Raw genomic sequence first — 16875 nt, 5'->3', positions numbered from 1 at the left:
TCCCAAACCAGGTGCGCTACCAGACTGCGCTACACCCCGACTGCCCGTTACGGCCTCGATCTCCTACCGTTTTGCCCTTTGAGGCGCAAGGATCACGGGCCGCCAAACCGGAACGCAAGGGAAACCGGATGCACCCGTCGGGACCGTGAGTCCCGACAAAAGTCCCGACGCTGTGCATGGTCCGTTCGCTACGCTATGACGCCTTATCGTCGACGATGATCCGAACCGCGATCCGGCTGGCCCGGCCAGTGCCCGCATGACCGGCTTCGTCTGGTCGCGCACCTTCCCCGACAGCCATTACGACTTTCTGGCGCGCGACGCGGACGGCTACCTCGTCGGCCGGATCCTGCGCCACCACGGCGGACCGCAGGGCGGGAAGTGGGCATGGCACGCCAACGGGATCAACGCCGCGCCCAGCACGGTCGGATGCGACCTGAACGGGATGGCCGACACGCGGGACGAAGCGATTGAGCGCCTGCACGCCGCCTGGGCGAAGTGGATGGAGATGGGCGGGCACCGGGTGCTTTAGCCTTGAACAGAAAGATGCTCGGCCGAAACCACTCCCTCAATATGACAGGTTGCAAGCCTCCCCTGTCGGCTGGCATGTACCCTCATGCGCCGCCCTCGCAGCTTCAAGCGCCGCCTATGGCAAATGAAAGCACGGAAGGGCATTTCAGAATTGATGGAACCAATTATGAGCAAGGTCCGGTATAAGCGACTCACGGTCGATGGCGAGACGCTTGTCGAGGCAAGCGCAGAAATCGGCGCGCTCATTTTCTCCGACCGCGGTTTAACCCCCACCGAAGCGCGAGCGAAGCTGATGCATCGACTTGAGGCATACCGAGCAAGTGTCGTGCGTGCCGTTGAAGAGGCTCGCGCATGCGCCATCCCGGCCGATGACTCTTTGGTGGCATGAGGCGAAGCCCAAACCCATGGCAATGCAAAGAGCGAACACGCTCTTTGCATTGCTTGGCGTGCTATGCGAATTTGTTGCTAAGTCTTACTGATATGAAAAGCGTTCGCAATACTCCGCTGTATCATCCTTAATTGATGCTATCTGTGCGTCTGTAAGCAAAGCTGAGAAAGCGCCCACGGTGCCATCACCTACATGGCGCGGATGCCATTGGGTTTCGGCATGAACCTGCTCAGTTGGAGAGCGTTCGTCAAAATATTTAGTTTCATTTAGGTCTTCAATGAACCGCTTCACATTGTTTGGTGACAGATCAAAAGCGATTTGAGATAGAAATTCCTCACTTGCCGGCACATCAAGATAATCTGCAATGATCCGAACTGTCTTCGCGCTTCTTCCGCCTGTGTCTTCATAGCGGAGCAGGAGTGGATTGCTTCGCTTTGAGATCGCAACAACAGCGCTCGCACTGTCTTTTATTAAAATTCGGGACTCTTCATATGACATGTAAAACTGTCGCATGAGAGAGGCTACGCAATCCAGCGGGTTTCTTACAGTTATTATTAATTTCGGATTGCAGAGATAAATCATCAAACGCAGAGCATCGTCCGGCTTATGCATCTTAACAAGAGCAGCCTCGCCCATACTTGGCGCTACAGCGGTCAATTCGCAGGTATGATCAGCATATAATTTCAGCAGATCGAATTTGCTCGACAATATCCTCGAAGATACGTTGTATGCCCATGTTGAAGCACTGCGATAGACGCCCAGTGTAATTGCCAGGTACGGCGGTTCGTAGATTTTATGTTTCATAAGTTTATGGGCTTTCAGCAAACTTGTGCGGGCGATCCATACAAGACTGTCTCGCCCGCGCTCTTGATTGCCTTCGCTTGTAGGTCGATGAGCCTTAAAGCGTAGCCTCAAAATCAGGAAGATTGAGCCTAACTCCAATTTGCCGCTGGTCGCCCGGGTTGCCGAAATAGTCAGCGGAGTGAAGGACACTATCAGTTTCAACAAACAGATGCGTTACACCTGCCGGTAAGTGCAGATCCAGAGAAACGCTTCGATCCAAAACATCGACACAATATTCACGATCTCCGACCACCAGAATTGCCACACAAGACGAAAGTCGGCTTGCTTTTGAGTTTACAGAATTCAGCTCCACACGGAGGCTGGCAGGCTTAGAAAGGCTTACTACGTAGCTTGAGCGCGTTCCAGAGGAGTGCGGAGATGGAAATGACCACCCGTCACTTCCGCGATTATACGCAACCACGATACCATTCCCATCAGTCGGGATTATCCCCGTCTCGGGAATAATCGGGGACATAATAAAGTTAGGGGAGATCAGATCCTTGATTGAAGACGGAACGATATGGCAGCATAGAAGATCTTCTACTGGGTATCCGGCCAGCATCATAAATCGCAACTGGGCATAGTCTTTAACAGGATACAGTTTTTCGTCACGGCCAATAAGGAAAATGTATTTAAATGCTGTCTTCAGCTTAAGGAAGAAGCTCACATCGCGAGGCGTCTCGCGATCTTTGCGCGGGCGGGCTTGGCGTTGCGGCTCAATGCCAAACTCAAAAATGGATACAGTTCTTTCGTCACCAAAGAATGCCTTCTGGCCACCTTCGATAACTTCAAGCTCAAAACCTTCAACATCGACTTTAATTAGATCGGCCCGCTTTATATTATTCTCAGACATCCACGTGTCTAGCGGCTGCATTTTGAACGTTTCATTGTAGTGAAGTTCATCCGATGCAGCGGTTGCATCGTCTACGCGGCGAGCGTTACCGAGCAGAGATCGATCAACACGAATCGTCGCCTCTCCGACCTCATTCGAGATTCCAATGTTCGATGGAGTAACATTTTCTACCTTGTTGTTCCTTAAATTCAGCGATAAAATCGAAAAAGTTCTCTTGACAGGCTCAAAGGTATACACGTGCCCATTCTGGGCATAATGTGCCATTGCTATTGCACTGGTGCCGATATTTCCCCCAACATCCAAGCATATTGAGTCCGCGTGCACGAGCCTCGCGTATAGTTTGAGCTGCCAGGGCTCCCAGGTGTTCTCATCCCCCAAACTTCCAGCTAGCAAGCTATCGGCAGCATCGTTTGAAATAGAAAAATGCTTGTCCCCAACGATAAAAGTATGCTCTTTTAGTTGTAGATCCGACATATTATGCTCCAAGTGATGCTTTGATGTGAGGCAACACTAAATATCTGGCCGAACGCCGTCATGTGCTGGTGATGTAACACTGCTGGTTATTAATCACCGATTTCCTCGGGGCGGGGACGGGGCCTTCGGCTCAGCGCCGCGGCTATGATGGGCAGTCTCGACCTATGCGCCTTGCCGTCACCGAAAGAAGCCCTCACGCTTGTCCCCACCCGGGTGCCCTAATCTGACGGCAGCCTGCGCGCCCTTATCGCCGCTGCACCGCTGCGCTGGCAATGGGCAGGAGCCAACTCTGCGAGTCGCAAATGCTCCAACGCGGAATGGCCGGCGCTGCGGCGGTCCGATTGCCTGAGGCGACAAGGGAAGCTGAAAAACGAAAAGCCCCGCGCGGCGGATGCCGGCGGGGCTGAAGGGTCGAGCGGGGCGTGGGTCATTCTGGGCGCTGGCGGTCCTCGCGCGCGCCGAGCCACCTGCCGACAATCAGGCAGACGAGGCCGGCGATGATCGCCCAGATGGCGCACAGGTCCTGGCCTTCAGGCGGGCAGGCCATCACCCGCCCCGAGCGTGCGACCGGTTCTCCAGCGCCTGCTCCCGCTCGATCCTGTCGAGGATGTCCGTCTGCCGCTGGGCGTGGTCCCGCATGATCCGGACGCACTCGCGGATCTTGCCGGCATCCTCGGCGACCCGGCGCAGGTAATCCCTGCTCTCGCGCATCAGGTCCACGGTCTCGCGCGGGCCCTGGGCGAAGGGTAGCGGCACGTCCGCGATGGTCTGAGGTGCCGGAGGCGGCAGGGCCTCCCGATCGCCGCGCGCCCGGGTCACCATCCAGCCGATGAGGAGCATCGTACAGCCACCGACGAAGACCTGTAGCAGCGCCTGGTTGGTGATGAGGTCTTTGAGGAATGTCAGCCACTCCACCATCAGCCCAGGACCCTCTCAAGGTCGACCACGGCTCTGCCGAGCCTGCTCTTGCGGGAGACGCCGTCCAGCACGGCGATATAGACGGACAGCGCCTCGAAGCCGGCCAGCGTCCCGAAGACGGCGATGTTCAGGCTCGGGGCGTTGGCCACCATCAGCGCATCGTAGACCAGGGCGAAGGTGAACTGCGCCATGATCAGGCAGCCGATCCCAGCCCCGGCCGCCCTCGCATAGGCCCCTTTGGGTCCGACGAGCGCGTTGTTGATGAAGCCGTTCAGGAACAGCGCGCAGATGCGCACCGCCCCAACCGAGGCGAAGGCGGTGGCCATGTTAGGCTCGCTGAAGCCCATCTCGGCGATCGGCTTGAGGGCAGCCCGTTCCATCGTGTCGCCGGGCAGCGCGAGGGTGAAGGCCATGAGGACCATCATCGTGGCCATGCACCACTCGAACAGGCGGTAGGTGCTGTAAGGGCCGGCCGGGTGCATCGGCAGAAGGGGCTTGCGCATCGGCTGCTCCGCGGGATCGGACGGGGCCGACCCGCGCCGAGGCGCAGGCCGGAACAGCGGGCCGCTCACTTCGTCTGGATCGCGGCCTGGGCGGGCGCCAGCGTGTTGGCCGCGGTCGCCTCGGGGACGAGGTCGAGCTTGCGGAACACGATCTCGGCGATGCCGTTCGGGCCGCCGGCCGCCGCGACCACCTTCGCCGGCACCACGTCGATCGCGCGTTGCACCGCCTTGGCGATGACGGCCGAGCCGACGGGAACAGTGAGCTGCTGGCCCTTGGCGATGCCGCCGACCGCGTTCAGGGCGTAGTCGGTCACGGCCTGCGCCATCTGCTCAATACGCTTTTGCGTCAGGAACAGCATGGCCCAGGGTGCGACCTGGTAGACGGCCTTGCTGATCAGGCCGACGAGCACGGGCAGCAGCACGGCGGTGGCGGCTTGGCCGATGGCCACGACCCAGTCGCCCCAGGGCAGCACGACGGCGGTGGGTGCGGCCGGGGCGGTGACGACCTCGGCGGCGAAGGCTGCGAGCGGTACGACAAGCGAGAAGACGACGCAGGCGAGCGCCAGCGCCGCGAGGAGAACCTTGCGGGTCATGTCGGGTCTTTCGGTTGCGGTGAAGGGTTGCGCGGCTCAGCCCGGCCGGCGGCGGGATCTCGGGATCAGGCGGACCGACGAACGGTCGGTGCGGCGTTGTCGTTGGCCGTGGTAGTCGAGCCCGCCCCGAAGGTGTCGTCGATCCAGCGGCCGAGCCGGGCCAGCCAGTTCGGCGCTGCGACGACACTCGGGGGCGGCACGATCGGCACGATGACGGGCGTGGCGACCTCCAGATGCACCGCCTCGATCACGGGCGCGGCCAGCTTGATCGGCTTGGCGGTCGTGGTCGGCCGCGGCAGGACGGCGAGGTAGGGCGTCAGGAACTGCTCCGCCTCGGCCTTGCGCCGCGTGATGATGCTGGCCGGCTTCTGCCACATCAGGATCGCGTCGCGCGCGCCGGCCATGTCGCCCGCGTTGATGCGCTTCAGGAAGGTCGAGCCGAGGAAGCCGGTGCTCTGGCCGGCCTTCGGGTTCGGCGTGCCGATGCCGATGTTGTAGCAGACGCTCACCAGGGCATCGAAGGCGTGCTGGCCGACCGGCACCTTCAGGCCTCGGTTCACGGCCGCGACGTAGCGGGCCACCGTCACCTCGAACAGCGCATCGCACTGCGCGGCGGTGATCGTCATGCCCTTGCGCACGGGCTTGCCGTCGATGTCGGTCACGCCGATGCCGATGGTCCAGACGCCGACCGTGTCCTGGTAGGCGGTCAGGCGTCGGCCCTCGCGCGCGATCAGAACGGCCTCGCCGATGGGGCTGAGCTCCATGGTGGTCCTCACGATGTCAGGGGGTCGAAAGGCTCGGGCCGGGCGGTGCGCCTACCGCATCGTCAGCCGGCGCACGGTGGCGACCCAGCGCAAGGCGCTGGCGCCGTCACTGCTTGGTGTAGGTGAGCGAGCCGACGAGCGTGGAAGTCGCGGTGAAATTGGTGTCGGCGAGGTTGGCGGTGCCCGTAGCGCCCTGCTGCATCAGGTATGCCTGCTTGGTACCGTTCTGCACCTGAGCTATTGGGACACTGGTCAGGCCAGACATGCCCGTGATGCCGGGCACCGGACTGGTGGCGCCATAGCCCGGCGCTCCGCCCCTGGTTAAGAACGGCAGTCCAGTGATCTGAGCCACGCCTGTGGCTGTCCCCTTACTGCTCAGCGTGGTGAGAAACTGAGCGCGTACGGTAGTCCCGACCACCTCGAAGGAGCAGCCATTGGCTGCATAAGTGATCCCGGTCGAGGCCCCACCGAAGGTCAGGCCCAGAGTGCAAGGCGCCACGCCCAGACCATAGACCCGGTTTCGGTAGGAGTTCGCATCCTCTACGTAGCCGTTATAACCGACCACTGGCTGAGCAGTGTACGTCGTCACGTTGAAGACGTTGTCAACTGAACTGGCCAAGCTGATCGCGGGCTTGCTCTGGTTGGAGATATTGTAGTTCTTGATCGTGCCGTGGATATTGATGCGGGCGCTGTTATTCAGGGCGACCGCGGTCACGGTTCGCACGGCCAACAAGCTACTAATCGGGATATCCTGGCCACCGTCGATGCTCAGCCCAATGCCGGCGGCAGCATCGTAGATATTGCCGGTCCACATATTGCCGAAGAATAACTCGCTCATCTCTGACGCGTTGCCCTGGCGGAGCAAGAAACCGTATTGCGGAGCCGTGTCGGCGAGCACGTTATCGAAGTGCCCCCACTGGCAAGGCTTGTTGCCGGTCGGTGGGTCGCAGAGATACCAGTTGGAGAGACCGGCGCCACCACCCTCGACGCCGCTGAACTTCGAGCCCTGAAAGTTGATCAGACGATAGTTATACTGTGCTTGGCTGTTCATGACCACATCGGAGGCGTTCACGGCATTGTTGATCACAGGGTTCGCCGGATCAGCTACGCCCATATACAGGCCGATGTTGCTCTGATCTGCCCCTACACCGTCACCGCGGACCCGGGTCATGTTGACCTGCCAGGAGTTCGACAGGTCAATCGCGTGATTGCAGGCATACACGAAGAGATCGTGAAGCTTGCCATTGTAAGAATAATTCCACTGCACACCGTGCGCGTTGGCGTTGTCTTTGCCAGAACACCGGATCTTCATGTTGCCGAGTTCGACCTCGGCTGTGCCGGTGGTCGAGGTGCCGGCATCCTTGAACACTGAGAAATTCCCGGTGCCGCGCACTTCGGTGACGTTCATGCCGCCGCCGAGGATGCGCAGGCCGTGCTTGCCGTTCGTGTCGATAGAGCCGCTGACCGTGTACAGCGCGCCTGTCAGATCGATCTGCCCGCCGCTCGGGCCGCCGGTGTTCTGGTACTGAAACACCGACATCGCTGCGTTGATGGCAGCCAGGTCGTCTTGGCCATCACCGGGGAACCCGCCGAACATCTCGGGCCGCAGCGGTCGCGTGATGATCGCCCACCACCGACCGTCGGCCGACTGGAATTTTCCCTGGTGGACTGGCTGCGTAGCGACCGCTGCGTAGCGTGCCGCTCCCCCGTCGCCGGCTGCGGCGTAGCCGTCGAGGTTGACTGCCGTCACAGTGGAAGGAATGCGGGCCGCAGTAGCAGCAGCACGCGTCGGGTAAGACACCACGCGCGACTGGAGCGAGGACAGAACCTCCGTCACGCCTCCGGTTGTGACGGTCAGATCCTCGGCCCGCCCCTGCTCCACGGCCTTGCGGCCGGCCGGGAGCGCGTTGAGAAGCGTGGTGACGCTGGGATTATTGGACGGGTCGCAGATCGTGAGCGTGCGGTCGGCCCGGTTGAACTCGATGTTCTTCGGATCGGCGCAGAGTGGGTTGCCGGCGGGCGAGCCACGCCCGGCCACGGCCGAGGAGCGGATATCGAGCGCCTGGACCGGGTGAGGGCCGAACAGGGCGAGAAGGGCAAGGGCCTGCGGGGTCAGACGGCGCATGGGAGCCTCAGGCATCGAGATCGGTGGAGGTGACGAAGGGAAGGGCCTGCAAGGCGCCGCCGATATTGGCGATCACCGCGAGTTGCCCGTTCAATATGGCCACGCCGAAATTGCCCTGTGGGGTCGCGGTGAGCGCTTCGGCTGGGGTGGCAAAGCTCCTGACGGCGGTATCGGCTTCCAGTGCCCAAGGCGTGCCGGGCCAAGCACCGCCGACCTTCGGGCCATACATCAGGCGGCGCAGCCCGGCCGCCGAGCGATCCTGGATCCAGAAGTCGCCATCGACACCGTCCGCCGGGACCGGGGCACGATCTCCGCTCAGCACCGAGTTGCCGCGCACGCCCTGGCGGCCGGCAATGGCCAGAGGGGTGATGATCGGCTGCTGTCGGGCCGCGAAGGTGACCGCTGCGCCGATGAACCGCGACAGGTAGGAGAGCAGGCCGGAGGGCTCACTGTAACGGATGCGGACCGGCAGGAAGAGGTGGCGCTCGCCGTCGACCACTTCGAGCACGTCCGCGGTGTAGTCCTGGCGCGCGAAGGTGCGCGCGATGTCACGCGGGACGCGGAACACCAGGGTGCCGTCCGTGCCGTCCGTCTTAAAGGACAGGCCGCCGCCCTGCACCATCGTCAGGGTTCGGACCGGGTCGATCAACTGGCTGCCCTGCTGGCTCGGCGTGATCGGCATCTCGAAGGCGCGTCCGGCCAAGGAGACCGGTGGGTTGCCCGCCTCGGCCGACTGGATGACGAGCTCGCCGTACCAGTCCTCCTGTGTCGTGAAGGCGTAGAGGGGAAAGTCCGCCATGTCGGTTCACCCTGCGGGCGCGTGCGACAGCAGGCCGGCGCGCGCGGGGCGCTCCTGGGCTGGCGTCACGGAATAAGGATCGGTGTGGGGCGCCGCTCAATGGGCGGCGGAGGATCCGGCCTGAGCGGAGAGCAGGCCCTGAAGGCGCTCGACCTCGGCCTTCAGGGTCTTGATGAGGTCCAGGGCCTCCGCCTTCTCTCCGGAGAGGATGACGCACTGCGCCTGGGCCACGTCGCGCTGCCGCGTCAGTTCGTTGAGGCGACCGTTGATCTGATGCACGGTCAGCTGGCGCGAGGGCGCGGCCTCCGGGACGGGCGCCTCACTCACCTGCGACCTCTGCCTGGGCGAGGTTGTCGCTCGGGACCTGCACGACGATCTCGCGGCCCGAGGAATGCAGCACCATGACGTGCGAGAAGGGATTGCCGGGGGCGTCATAGACCATGATCCCCACGCCGCCGATCGCCAACTCGGGCGGCACGCCCGCGCTGGATCGGAAGGAAACTCGCTCGCCGGGCTGGAAGCGGGCCTTGGCGGCGTGGTCGGCGTAGCGGGCCGCCAGGTAAGCCCCGATCTCCTCCGGGGTCTCAAGTGTCCGCTGCGTCTGTTCCGTCACCGTAATCATTTCAATGCTCCGCAAGAAAGTGTGTCGGGTCAGGCTGCCAATTCCTCGTATTTATAAGAAATCGGCCCCTGATTGCCTGTATGCGTTATCGTGTAAGTGTGAGATCCAGCGCCGGGAATATCTACGACAAACGCCGTTGTCTCTAGCGTGTATGCGCCGAGGTTTTCGTTGTTGCCCGCGATATAGAAATTGATCGGGACATCTCGGATAATCGTACCATCGCGCGAGATCTGGAACCGGCCGGCAGACCCGATCGGGCGACCAATCTGGGGTGCCCCGTCAAACTGCGCCGTCACAGAAATTCGGCTGTTGGCTCGCGCATTCACGGTGAAGCTGATCGTGGAGTTCGTCGTGAAGTCCCAACCCGACTGAGAGACAGAATTGGGGAGCATGACACTGTTCGTCACGCGCAAGCTTGGGATCGTCAACGTGAACCCATCGAAGGACAGCATAGGAACTGGCGATCCGCCGGACGTGATGTAGAAGGCGTTTGCGTCGACCACGAAACGCGTCTGCCCATTGTCGAGCAGATCGAGGTAGTAGCTCGCCCCATAGGTCTGCCCCCCACGCGTGGCGGCAATCAGCGCCTGGATACGGGCCGTCACGCCTGCGGGGCCGGATGCTACCTGCATCGAGAACCGGCCGACCGCCGTCCCCGCATCCGAGCGGGCGTAGAGATCCGTAATCTGCGAGGCGGAGGCACCGGCCGCGTCGGCGAGCGCCTGCGTCGAGGACAGGAGATAGGCGCGGTCGCTGTTCGTCTGCGCGATCAGCGCATCCGTGCGCGAGGCCTGGACGCTATCCCCATCCGCGCGCGCCTGCTGCTCGGAGATGATGGCCGCGGTATTGCTGCCGACCGTCGCGCTGAGGGCGTCGAGGCGGGTCGAGAGGGCCTGATCTCCGTCAATCAGCGCGTTGGTGGTCGACAGGAAGTAGGCCCGGTCGTTGTTCGTCTGAACGATGAGGAGATCGGTTCGCGTCGCCTGGGCACTGTCGCCGTCGATGCGGGCCGTGCGCTCCGTCGCGACCGCCGCCTCAGTGTCGCCGACACGCACGACCACAGCGGAGAGGTCGCTCGCCAGTGCCTGATCCCCTTGGAGCCGCGTCTGGCTCTCCGAGATGATCGAGGCGGTATTGGCATCGCCGACCGCGGCAGCGGCCAGGACGCGCGCCAGCAGGTCGGCCGCCTTCGCGTTCGCCTCGGCCTCCACGTCGAGGATATGGGCGATACGGGCCTGCACGTCGGCCGTCAGGCCGGCATAGTCGATTGGCGGCAAGCGCACGATCTCGGTCTGGTCACCGTCGACGAGGGGCGCCACCGTGGTAAACGTCGTCTGGATCCAGTTGCCCGGCAGCCCGGTCCGTCCGTAGGCGCGGGCGCGCACCGTCACAGGTTGGTCGGATTGCCGCATCTGAGCCCGCCCACTGGATGCAGGGCTCAGTGCGGAGAGGGTGTCCCACGACTGACCGGCATCGTAGGAGATTTCGGCCTCGTAGGCGCGGGCGCCGCGGGTCGTGGAGACGCCCCACACCACCTCAATCCCGGTCTCGACACGTTGGCAGCGCGCGTGCAGCACAGCGATCTGCGGCACCAGCGGCTCGGCCAGAGGGTCGGTGTTGACCGGAGCTGGCGCGATTACCTGCTCGTCGAGCAACTGCCAGACGCGCGGATCGTCGGCCACCATCTCGATTTGGACGTGGTCGGCATCGCTCGGCAGCGCCGCGCGGGCCACGTAGGTCTCCTGCAGCTCAACGAGATCGCCGAGCACCACCGTCGTCGGGTCCTGCGTATCCCGCGCCAGCACCGCCGACAGGCTGATCCCTGTCTGCCCAGCGAGCGCGGCCACGTCCGCGGCGTGAAGCTCGAGCCCCCGCGGGCCGGCCCCGCGCATGCGCAGGATGCCCCATTCGCGGCCCTGCCGTGTGCGGACCGAGCCGTAGCCCCACTCGGCCGAGAGATCGGCCGCGGTGTCGAGCTGCAGCAGGTTGCCCGACGCGGACGCCACTCCGAACGTCTGCTTGCCTTCCAGATACCAGAGGTCGGAGAGGATGTGATCGCCCGGCACCACGAGCCGGCCGTCCCATTCGGTGGTGATCTTGCGCTCGTTCCCCCGGAACACGGCGACTGCGGCCAGCCAGGTCGCATGCTTCAGAGCATGGAGGCCGTCGCGGATGCCGTTGACGCGGTAGCGCTTCGGCGTGCGGGTCGGTGGCCCGTAGCTGAAGCGGGCCTCATCCGGCCGGGCCGGATCGCCGTCGCGGTCGAACTCCACGATGACATCGCCGCCCTCGACCTTGGTCTTGAAGGTGGCGCCCGTGCTGTCCCGGACGATCTGTCGACGGGTGAGCACGTGACGGGGCTCGGCCCGGCTCTCGTCCCGGACAAAGGAATGGGTCGGCCCAATCTTGACGGGATCGGCCCGCAGCGGGAGCAGGATCTCGCCAGCCGCCTCCCAGAATGAGGCGACCTCGGGCAGGACACCGTCGAAGGTGTCATTGGCCGCGAGCAGGTTGGCGTAGTAGCGCGCCTTGTCCGCGTCGAAGCCGGAGGGCAGCGCCAGGCCGTGCTCGGCCCGCACGAGGTCGGCGAAGGCCCACACCGCCTTGCTGGTCGGCTGCTCGACCCAGGCCGCACCCGTCCAGACCGGGACGATGCGGGTGGCGTCCACCCAGATCTCCGAGAATGCGGTGACGGTCAGGCCCTTCCCGGCCCGCACGCGCATGACGATCTCGGTGGTGGCGGGCCGCACCCGGGTGTCGTCCTTGAAGGCCGTCATCCCGTCCCAGGACGCGGTGTTCTTCTGATCGAAGCCGACCGCGTCCTGGTACATGTTCTGCCCGCGGACCCGGTAGCGGGCGTCCTTCGGCAGCCGGAAGTAGGCGCCGCGCCGCAGGGGCGAGGTGGTCAGCGCGTTCGTGCCCTCGCTGGAGCGCCACATCTCGAATTCGGGCCCGATCGGGTCGCCCGTGTTCGGGTCAATCTCCTGCCCCTGGAAGACGACGCCCGCCACCGTGCCGACCTGCCGACCGGCCGAGGACACCCGGTAGATCTGCGGGTAGGTCCAAGCCATCTGCGCGGCGTCGGCCGTGACGCCCGGCGGGGTGAGGCTGAACCATGGCGTCCATTCCGGGTTGCCGCCCGGCCGCGGGAACTCCTGCCCGCCGACCGAGGGCGAGGTGATGGCGTCGCCGGGGGAGATCGTCGAGGGCTGCTCGTACAGGAACTCGATCTGCGTCCCGAGCGGGCCGCCGGTGGCCGTGAACGGCGCTTGGTAGCCGCCTTCCTCATCCCAGAAGGCCGCCTCGCCGACGCGCACGGCGTGGATCTGGAATTTGCCGATCCCGAGCGTCATGCGCTTGACGAGGACCATCGAGTCCCCGTCGTAGTGGAAATAATCCTTCTGGCTGAGCGGCGGCGACGACCAGCAGCGCCCGTAGATGAGCGGGCGGCGCGCACCGGGCTTCGGCAGGTTGCCGCCCCCCGTGACGCTATAGAGCTCGCGATCGGTCTTCTTCTTGGCAGCCGCCGAGGCCTGAGCGGCGAAGGAGAGCGCGATGCCGCCGACGACGAGGCCGGCCTGGACCACACCGGCCGAGACGGCAAGGCCCGCCCCGGTCAGGCCGGCGGCGATGGCTGGCGCGGCATAGGGCGCGATGGCGATGAGCGCGATCGAGGCGATGGCGAGCCCGATCGAGGCGATACCGCGGCCGAGCGGCACCACCGTGATCAGCACCACGTCGTGGGGGCCGACCAGCGTCCGGCGCCACGCGGCCCGCAGGCGCACCGAGCGGTCGCAGGGCCGCACGAACTGCTCGCCGCGGCGGTGCACCGAGACGACGAAGCGCCGGCCGGGCGGAGGCCGATGTCGGGCGACGATCGTGGAGAGCCGGCGACGCCGCCGATCGGGCAGCCGCACGGGCTCGCCGCGGGCCTGCCCGGCGATGTTCGCGGTGACGATGAGGGTCATTGCGCCTTCGGAACGAGATATGTCAGCCGCCAGCGCCGGGCCGCGGCCAGTTCCAGCGGGGGGTCGAGCACCACTCCGTGGCGCTCATCGGTGTGCAGGATCAGGCCGCCGTCATCGGCGAGCCACACCCCGCAATGGGTCTCCGCGCCGGCCACCCGGCCCATCAAGACGAAGGCGCCATCGCTGGGCTGGGCGACCTCGCGCCAGTCCAGGCGAGCGGGATGCTCGGCCAGGACACGGGCCCGCGCGCGGAGATCGCCGACCAGGGCCGGATCCGCCGCCGGCAGCGCCCGGCCGAACAGCTCGGCCTGCGCCAGCGCCGCGATGTGCCAGCAGTTCAGGCGCTCGCGGTCGTAGGGCCGCCCGCGCAGGCCGGCGAGGAAGGCGCGACGGTCGCTCACGAGAACAGGGCCGGGTACTGGTCGCGATCGAAGAAGGCGTTCGGGCCCGAAGGCACGTTCTGCTGTCGCCCGTCCGGCCATGCGATCGTGCCCTCGGCGCGCTCGGCCGAGAGGTCCACCGTGGTCATCTCCAGCCCATCGAAGCTGTCGTCGTCTGGACCGGTCACGGCGTCGATCTGGCCGGGCAGCACCCGATAGAACCGGATCGTGACCCGGATCGCCTCGTTGTAGCCGATCACGCCCTTGAGCAGCCCATGGATCAGGTGCGAGACGGCGTCGATCCGGATCCTGCCCTCGGTTGGCCCGTCGCTGTCGGCGCCGGGCGCCACCACGTCGAAGGCACAGAGCAGGTGCGGCAGGCGCGCGCCGCCCGCCTCGACCGGCAGCGCCAGGGTATCGCCGGGCTGGCCGAGCTGGCTGTCCACGTTGCGCACGAGCCGAATGGCGGCGTCGAGCGAGGCGTGATCAATCTCCAACGTCTCGATCACCACGCCCTCGGTATCGCCGGAGGCATAGGCCTCCCGCAGGGCGGCAGTCACGGTCATCGGCTCACCAGTCCTGAACCACCAGGGTGAAAGAGACGATCGAGGTCCGCCCCTGATCCTGCTCGGAGACCGCACCGCGGATCCGACAGATCCGCGTTCCCAACCTGCCGTCCGGCGCGCGCACGTTGGCCTGGAAGCGCTTGGCGCCCATGCCGAGGTCGTTACGCACGAAGTTCAGGAAGACCACGAGTTGCCGCCGGGTGAGGGTCAGCACGATCTTGCGCGGCGTCTCGTCGTAGAGCCGGCGGCGCCGGACACGGTCCGGACCGTCATCGAACTGCGTCTCCTGCGGCGGTTCGTAGAGCTGATCGGTGCCAAGCGTCCCGACCTGACCCACGAGACGCGGAAGATCGAAGGGCCAAGTGGGCAGCGCCATGTATCACCCGATCCGGGAGCCGGCGCCGCCCGCGACGCCGCGGAAGGGCCCCTGACTGTTGAAGGCGCGCTTGCCGAGTTCGCCCTCCATGCCGCGGATGAGCACGTTGAGGCCACCATCCGAGCGACGCTGCGCCACGGGCGCGATGTCGGGCGATCCGGCCGGGCGCTGATCAATGAAGTTGATCGGTGCGGCACCCACGAGCGCGGGCCTGACGCTGGGAACGGCACCCACGGGGCCGCCCGCCGCATAGCCGGGCAGACCACGGCGCACCGCCTCGACGGCAGCAACCCCGCCCAGGCGCCGCACATCGGCCTGCGAGAACACGACCTCGCCCGCATGCACGACGCCCCGCGGCGTGTCGCGCCCTCCGTCGCCGGTATAACCGCCCCCGGCGAAGCGCGGGATCGGACTGACGCTTCCGGTCAGGAACCCGAAGATCTCAGACAGACCGGTCCCGCCGCCGCTGCCCGAGGAGCCGAACAAGCCTCCCAAGAGCCCGCCTTGCGTGCTGCCGCTTTTCCCGAACAGCATTTCCGTCAGCGTATTCACGCCTTGATCGGCAAGGCGATCGAGGAGGCGGTTGACCGCGTTCGTCAGGACATTGAGCGCGGAAGCCCCGTTCCGGGCATCCGACACGATGCCGCTCAGAACGTTGCGCCCCGTCGAGCGCTGGTTTTCAAGCGTCTCGCGCACGTCCTCCAGCTTGTCACGATACTCGGCCGTCGCGGCAGAGGTCTCCCGGATGCGCCGGACCTCATCGGCCGTGAGTTCCCGGTTCTGCTGCCGGGCCAGCTCTTCGGCCCGCTGCAGGTTGATCGCGATCTGGCGCTCACTGTTGCTCTTGCCGATCGCGTCGACCTCGCCGCGCAGAGCCGCCGTCGAGCGCTCCAGGCCGTTGATGTACGTCTCGATCGCGTCGAGGCTTTCGGAGGATGAGGACGAGCGCGGAGAGCGAGTCGTCTGGATCGGCTTCGTCAGATCCTTACGGAAGCCATCGGTCAGGGCGCGCGAGGCGTCCTGCGCCTGCCGGACGAGGGTCTGATTGCCGAGGTTGCCGCGCAGGCGGTTCATCGCGTCCTGCATCTCGCGCTGCTCCTGCGTCGGCTGGGGCTGCCCGCCGCGCGTCGCCACCGCGCCCAGCTCGCCGCCAAGGCTGGGCGGCCCTCCCGACGAGAGCCCGGCGCCACGGTTGTATTCCTCGCCCGCGCGTCGGACCGCCTGCATGATGGCGACAGCGGCGCGCGCACCTCTCGCCATCAGCTCCGTCCAGGCGACGGCGTCCTCTTTGAGCCGCGCTCCGGCATCCGCGAGCTGCCTGTTGAACGCTGCGCCGGCATCCGCGAGCTGTCGATTCGCCTCCTCCTGACGGCGCTGCAGCTCTTGCGCCCGCGCAATCTGCTGCGGATCGTCAAGCCGCAGTTCGGGGTTGCGGATGTTGTCGAGGTTCTGCCGGAAGCGGTCGATCTCGAACGTGCCCTGCCGGATCCGGTCGACGATCTCCGGCGGGAAGATCTTGGCCGCAAGATCGAGTGCTGCGAGCTGGCGGCCCTTGGCGATCAGCTCAGCGATCAGGTCGAGCGCCACGCGCTCCTGCTGCTCGAAACCGATCGCGCCATCAAACCGGGCCACCTGCGCCGCGGTCAGGTTCCCGGCAGCCCGCTGCTGGCGGAGGCGCGCCGCAAAAGAGCTGTCGTTGCGGGCATCCTCGCCGCCGTCGCCCTGGCGCAGGGTGAAGGCGTTTCGGGCCATCTGGAGCGACTTCGTCAGTTCGTCGACCTCGACGCGGAAGGCGCGCGCCTGCCCCTGGTAGGTTTGCAGGAAGGTGGTGGAGACGCCGAGCCGTTCGGCATCGGCCCCGACCTTCGCGAGCCGGTCGACCTCGGCCGTGGCAGCCGAAGCGGCGGCGGTCACGGCCTCGATCGCGAGCTTGGCCCCCTCGAATGCCACGAAGGCGAGCACCGTGGCCTGCGCCGCCTGCTTGATCGTGTTGAGCGCGCCGGGGATGCGGTTGAGGCTGGCGACGCCCGCCAAGGCCACGTCGATCCCGCGGGCCGCGCCCTGGAAGGAAGTCAGCATGTCGGCCGAGCGCTTCGCCGCGAGATCTCGCACCCGGCTCATGGCGCTCTCGAACGCCGTGATGTTCGCGCCGACGCTATAAGTCAGGCCTGCCAT

Annotated in this window: 17 protein-coding genes; 2 read left to right on the top strand and 15 right to left on the bottom strand. The window is 65.1% G+C overall.

The genetic code is table 11. The features are described 5' to 3' along the window. Window positions 1-256 precede the first annotated feature (256 nt). Both MTDSW087_RS24210 and MTDSW087_RS24205 read left to right on the top strand, forming a co-directional pair. Window positions 257-529 carry a hypothetical protein gene (locus tag MTDSW087_RS24210; RefSeq protein ID WP_144767424.1) on the top strand — a complete coding sequence of 91 codons (273 nt, stop codon included), beginning with the start codon at window positions 257-259 and terminating at the stop codon, window positions 527-529. Between the two features lie 165 nt (window positions 530-694). Beyond that, window positions 695-916 (top strand): hypothetical protein, encoded by a 222-nt coding sequence (locus MTDSW087_RS24205; protein ID WP_144767423.1) that lies wholly within the window; start codon window positions 695-697, stop codon window positions 914-916. A gap of 84 nt (window positions 917-1000) precedes the next feature. Here the strand turns inward: MTDSW087_RS24205 and MTDSW087_RS24200 are convergent, their stop codons facing one another. The 15 genes from MTDSW087_RS24200 to MTDSW087_RS24130 form a co-directional block, all read right to left on the bottom strand. Further along, window positions 1001-1720, bottom strand: a complete 720-nt coding sequence (locus tag MTDSW087_RS24200; RefSeq protein ID WP_144767422.1) for a sulfotransferase domain-containing protein — start codon at window positions 1718-1720, stop codon at window positions 1001-1003. Between the two features lie 94 nt (window positions 1721-1814). Next, entirely contained in the window at window positions 1815-3086 is a 1272-nt protein-coding gene (locus MTDSW087_RS24195; RefSeq protein ID WP_144767421.1) for an FkbM family methyltransferase, read from the bottom strand. 546 nt (window positions 3087-3632) lie between these two features. Beyond that, on the bottom strand, window positions 3633-4004 hold the full coding sequence (locus MTDSW087_RS24190) for a hypothetical protein (protein ID WP_186383982.1): 372 nt from the start codon (window positions 4002-4004) through the stop codon (window positions 3633-3635). Next, window positions 4004-4507 (bottom strand): hypothetical protein, encoded by a 504-nt coding sequence (locus MTDSW087_RS24185; RefSeq protein ID WP_144767420.1) that lies wholly within the window; start codon window positions 4505-4507, stop codon window positions 4004-4006. The genes MTDSW087_RS24190 and MTDSW087_RS24185 overlap by 1 nt, the downstream gene beginning before the upstream one ends. Before the next feature lie 65 nt (window positions 4508-4572). Next, a complete protein-coding gene (locus MTDSW087_RS24180) occupies window positions 4573-5100 on the bottom strand; it encodes a hypothetical protein (protein WP_144767419.1) in 528 nt (175 codons plus the stop codon). Between the two features lie 65 nt (window positions 5101-5165). Then, window positions 5166-5864 carry a lysozyme gene (locus tag MTDSW087_RS24175; RefSeq protein ID WP_144767418.1) on the bottom strand — a complete coding sequence of 233 codons (699 nt, stop codon included), beginning with the start codon at window positions 5862-5864 and terminating at the stop codon, window positions 5166-5168. A gap of 106 nt (window positions 5865-5970) precedes the next feature. Then, window positions 5971-7989, bottom strand: coding sequence for a hypothetical protein (locus MTDSW087_RS24170; protein ID WP_144767417.1), 2019 nt, complete (start codon window positions 7987-7989; stop codon window positions 5971-5973). Window positions 7990-7996: 7 nt separating this feature from the next. Continuing rightward, window positions 7997-8788: a hypothetical protein gene (locus MTDSW087_RS24165; protein WP_144767416.1), complete on the bottom strand. Its 792-nt coding sequence runs from the start codon at window positions 8786-8788 to the stop codon at window positions 7997-7999. Window positions 8789-8884: 96 nt separating this feature from the next. After that, window positions 8885-9115, bottom strand: coding sequence for a hypothetical protein (locus MTDSW087_RS24160; RefSeq protein WP_144767415.1), 231 nt, complete (start codon window positions 9113-9115; stop codon window positions 8885-8887). After that, on the bottom strand, window positions 9108-9410 hold the full coding sequence (locus tag MTDSW087_RS24155; protein ID WP_144767414.1) for a hypothetical protein: 303 nt from the start codon (window positions 9408-9410) through the stop codon (window positions 9108-9110). The genes MTDSW087_RS24160 and MTDSW087_RS24155 overlap by 8 nt, the downstream gene beginning before the upstream one ends. A gap of 29 nt (window positions 9411-9439) precedes the next feature. Continuing rightward, the gene (locus MTDSW087_RS24150; RefSeq protein ID WP_186383981.1) at window positions 9440-13378 is read right to left on the bottom strand and encodes a host specificity factor TipJ family phage tail protein; all 3939 of its coding nucleotides are present in this window, start codon (window positions 13376-13378) and stop codon (window positions 9440-9442) included. Next, window positions 13375-13779, bottom strand: a complete 405-nt coding sequence (locus MTDSW087_RS24145; protein WP_144767413.1) for a glycoside hydrolase — start codon at window positions 13777-13779, stop codon at window positions 13375-13377. The genes MTDSW087_RS24150 and MTDSW087_RS24145 overlap by 4 nt, the downstream gene beginning before the upstream one ends. Further along, complete coding sequence (locus MTDSW087_RS24140) at window positions 13776-14324, bottom strand: DUF1833 family protein (RefSeq protein WP_144767412.1); 549 nt, start codon at window positions 14322-14324, stop codon at window positions 13776-13778. Before MTDSW087_RS24140 ends, MTDSW087_RS24145 begins: the two co-directional genes overlap by 4 nt. 4 nt (window positions 14325-14328) lie before the next feature. Further along, window positions 14329-14700 carry a hypothetical protein gene (locus MTDSW087_RS24135; protein ID WP_144767411.1) on the bottom strand — a complete coding sequence of 124 codons (372 nt, stop codon included), beginning with the start codon at window positions 14698-14700 and terminating at the stop codon, window positions 14329-14331. 3 nt (window positions 14701-14703) lie between these two features. Continuing rightward, complete coding sequence (locus tag MTDSW087_RS24130; protein WP_144767410.1) at window positions 14704-16875, bottom strand: coiled-coil domain-containing protein; 2172 nt, start codon at window positions 16873-16875, stop codon at window positions 14704-14706.

The sequence above is a fragment of the Methylobacterium dankookense genome, from assembly GCF_902141855.1.
GTDB classification, from domain to species: Bacteria; Pseudomonadota; Alphaproteobacteria; order Rhizobiales; family Beijerinckiaceae; genus Methylobacterium; species Methylobacterium dankookense.
Note: the sequence above shows the minus strand (reverse complement) of the source record. Positions and strands in the feature narration are given on the sequence as shown.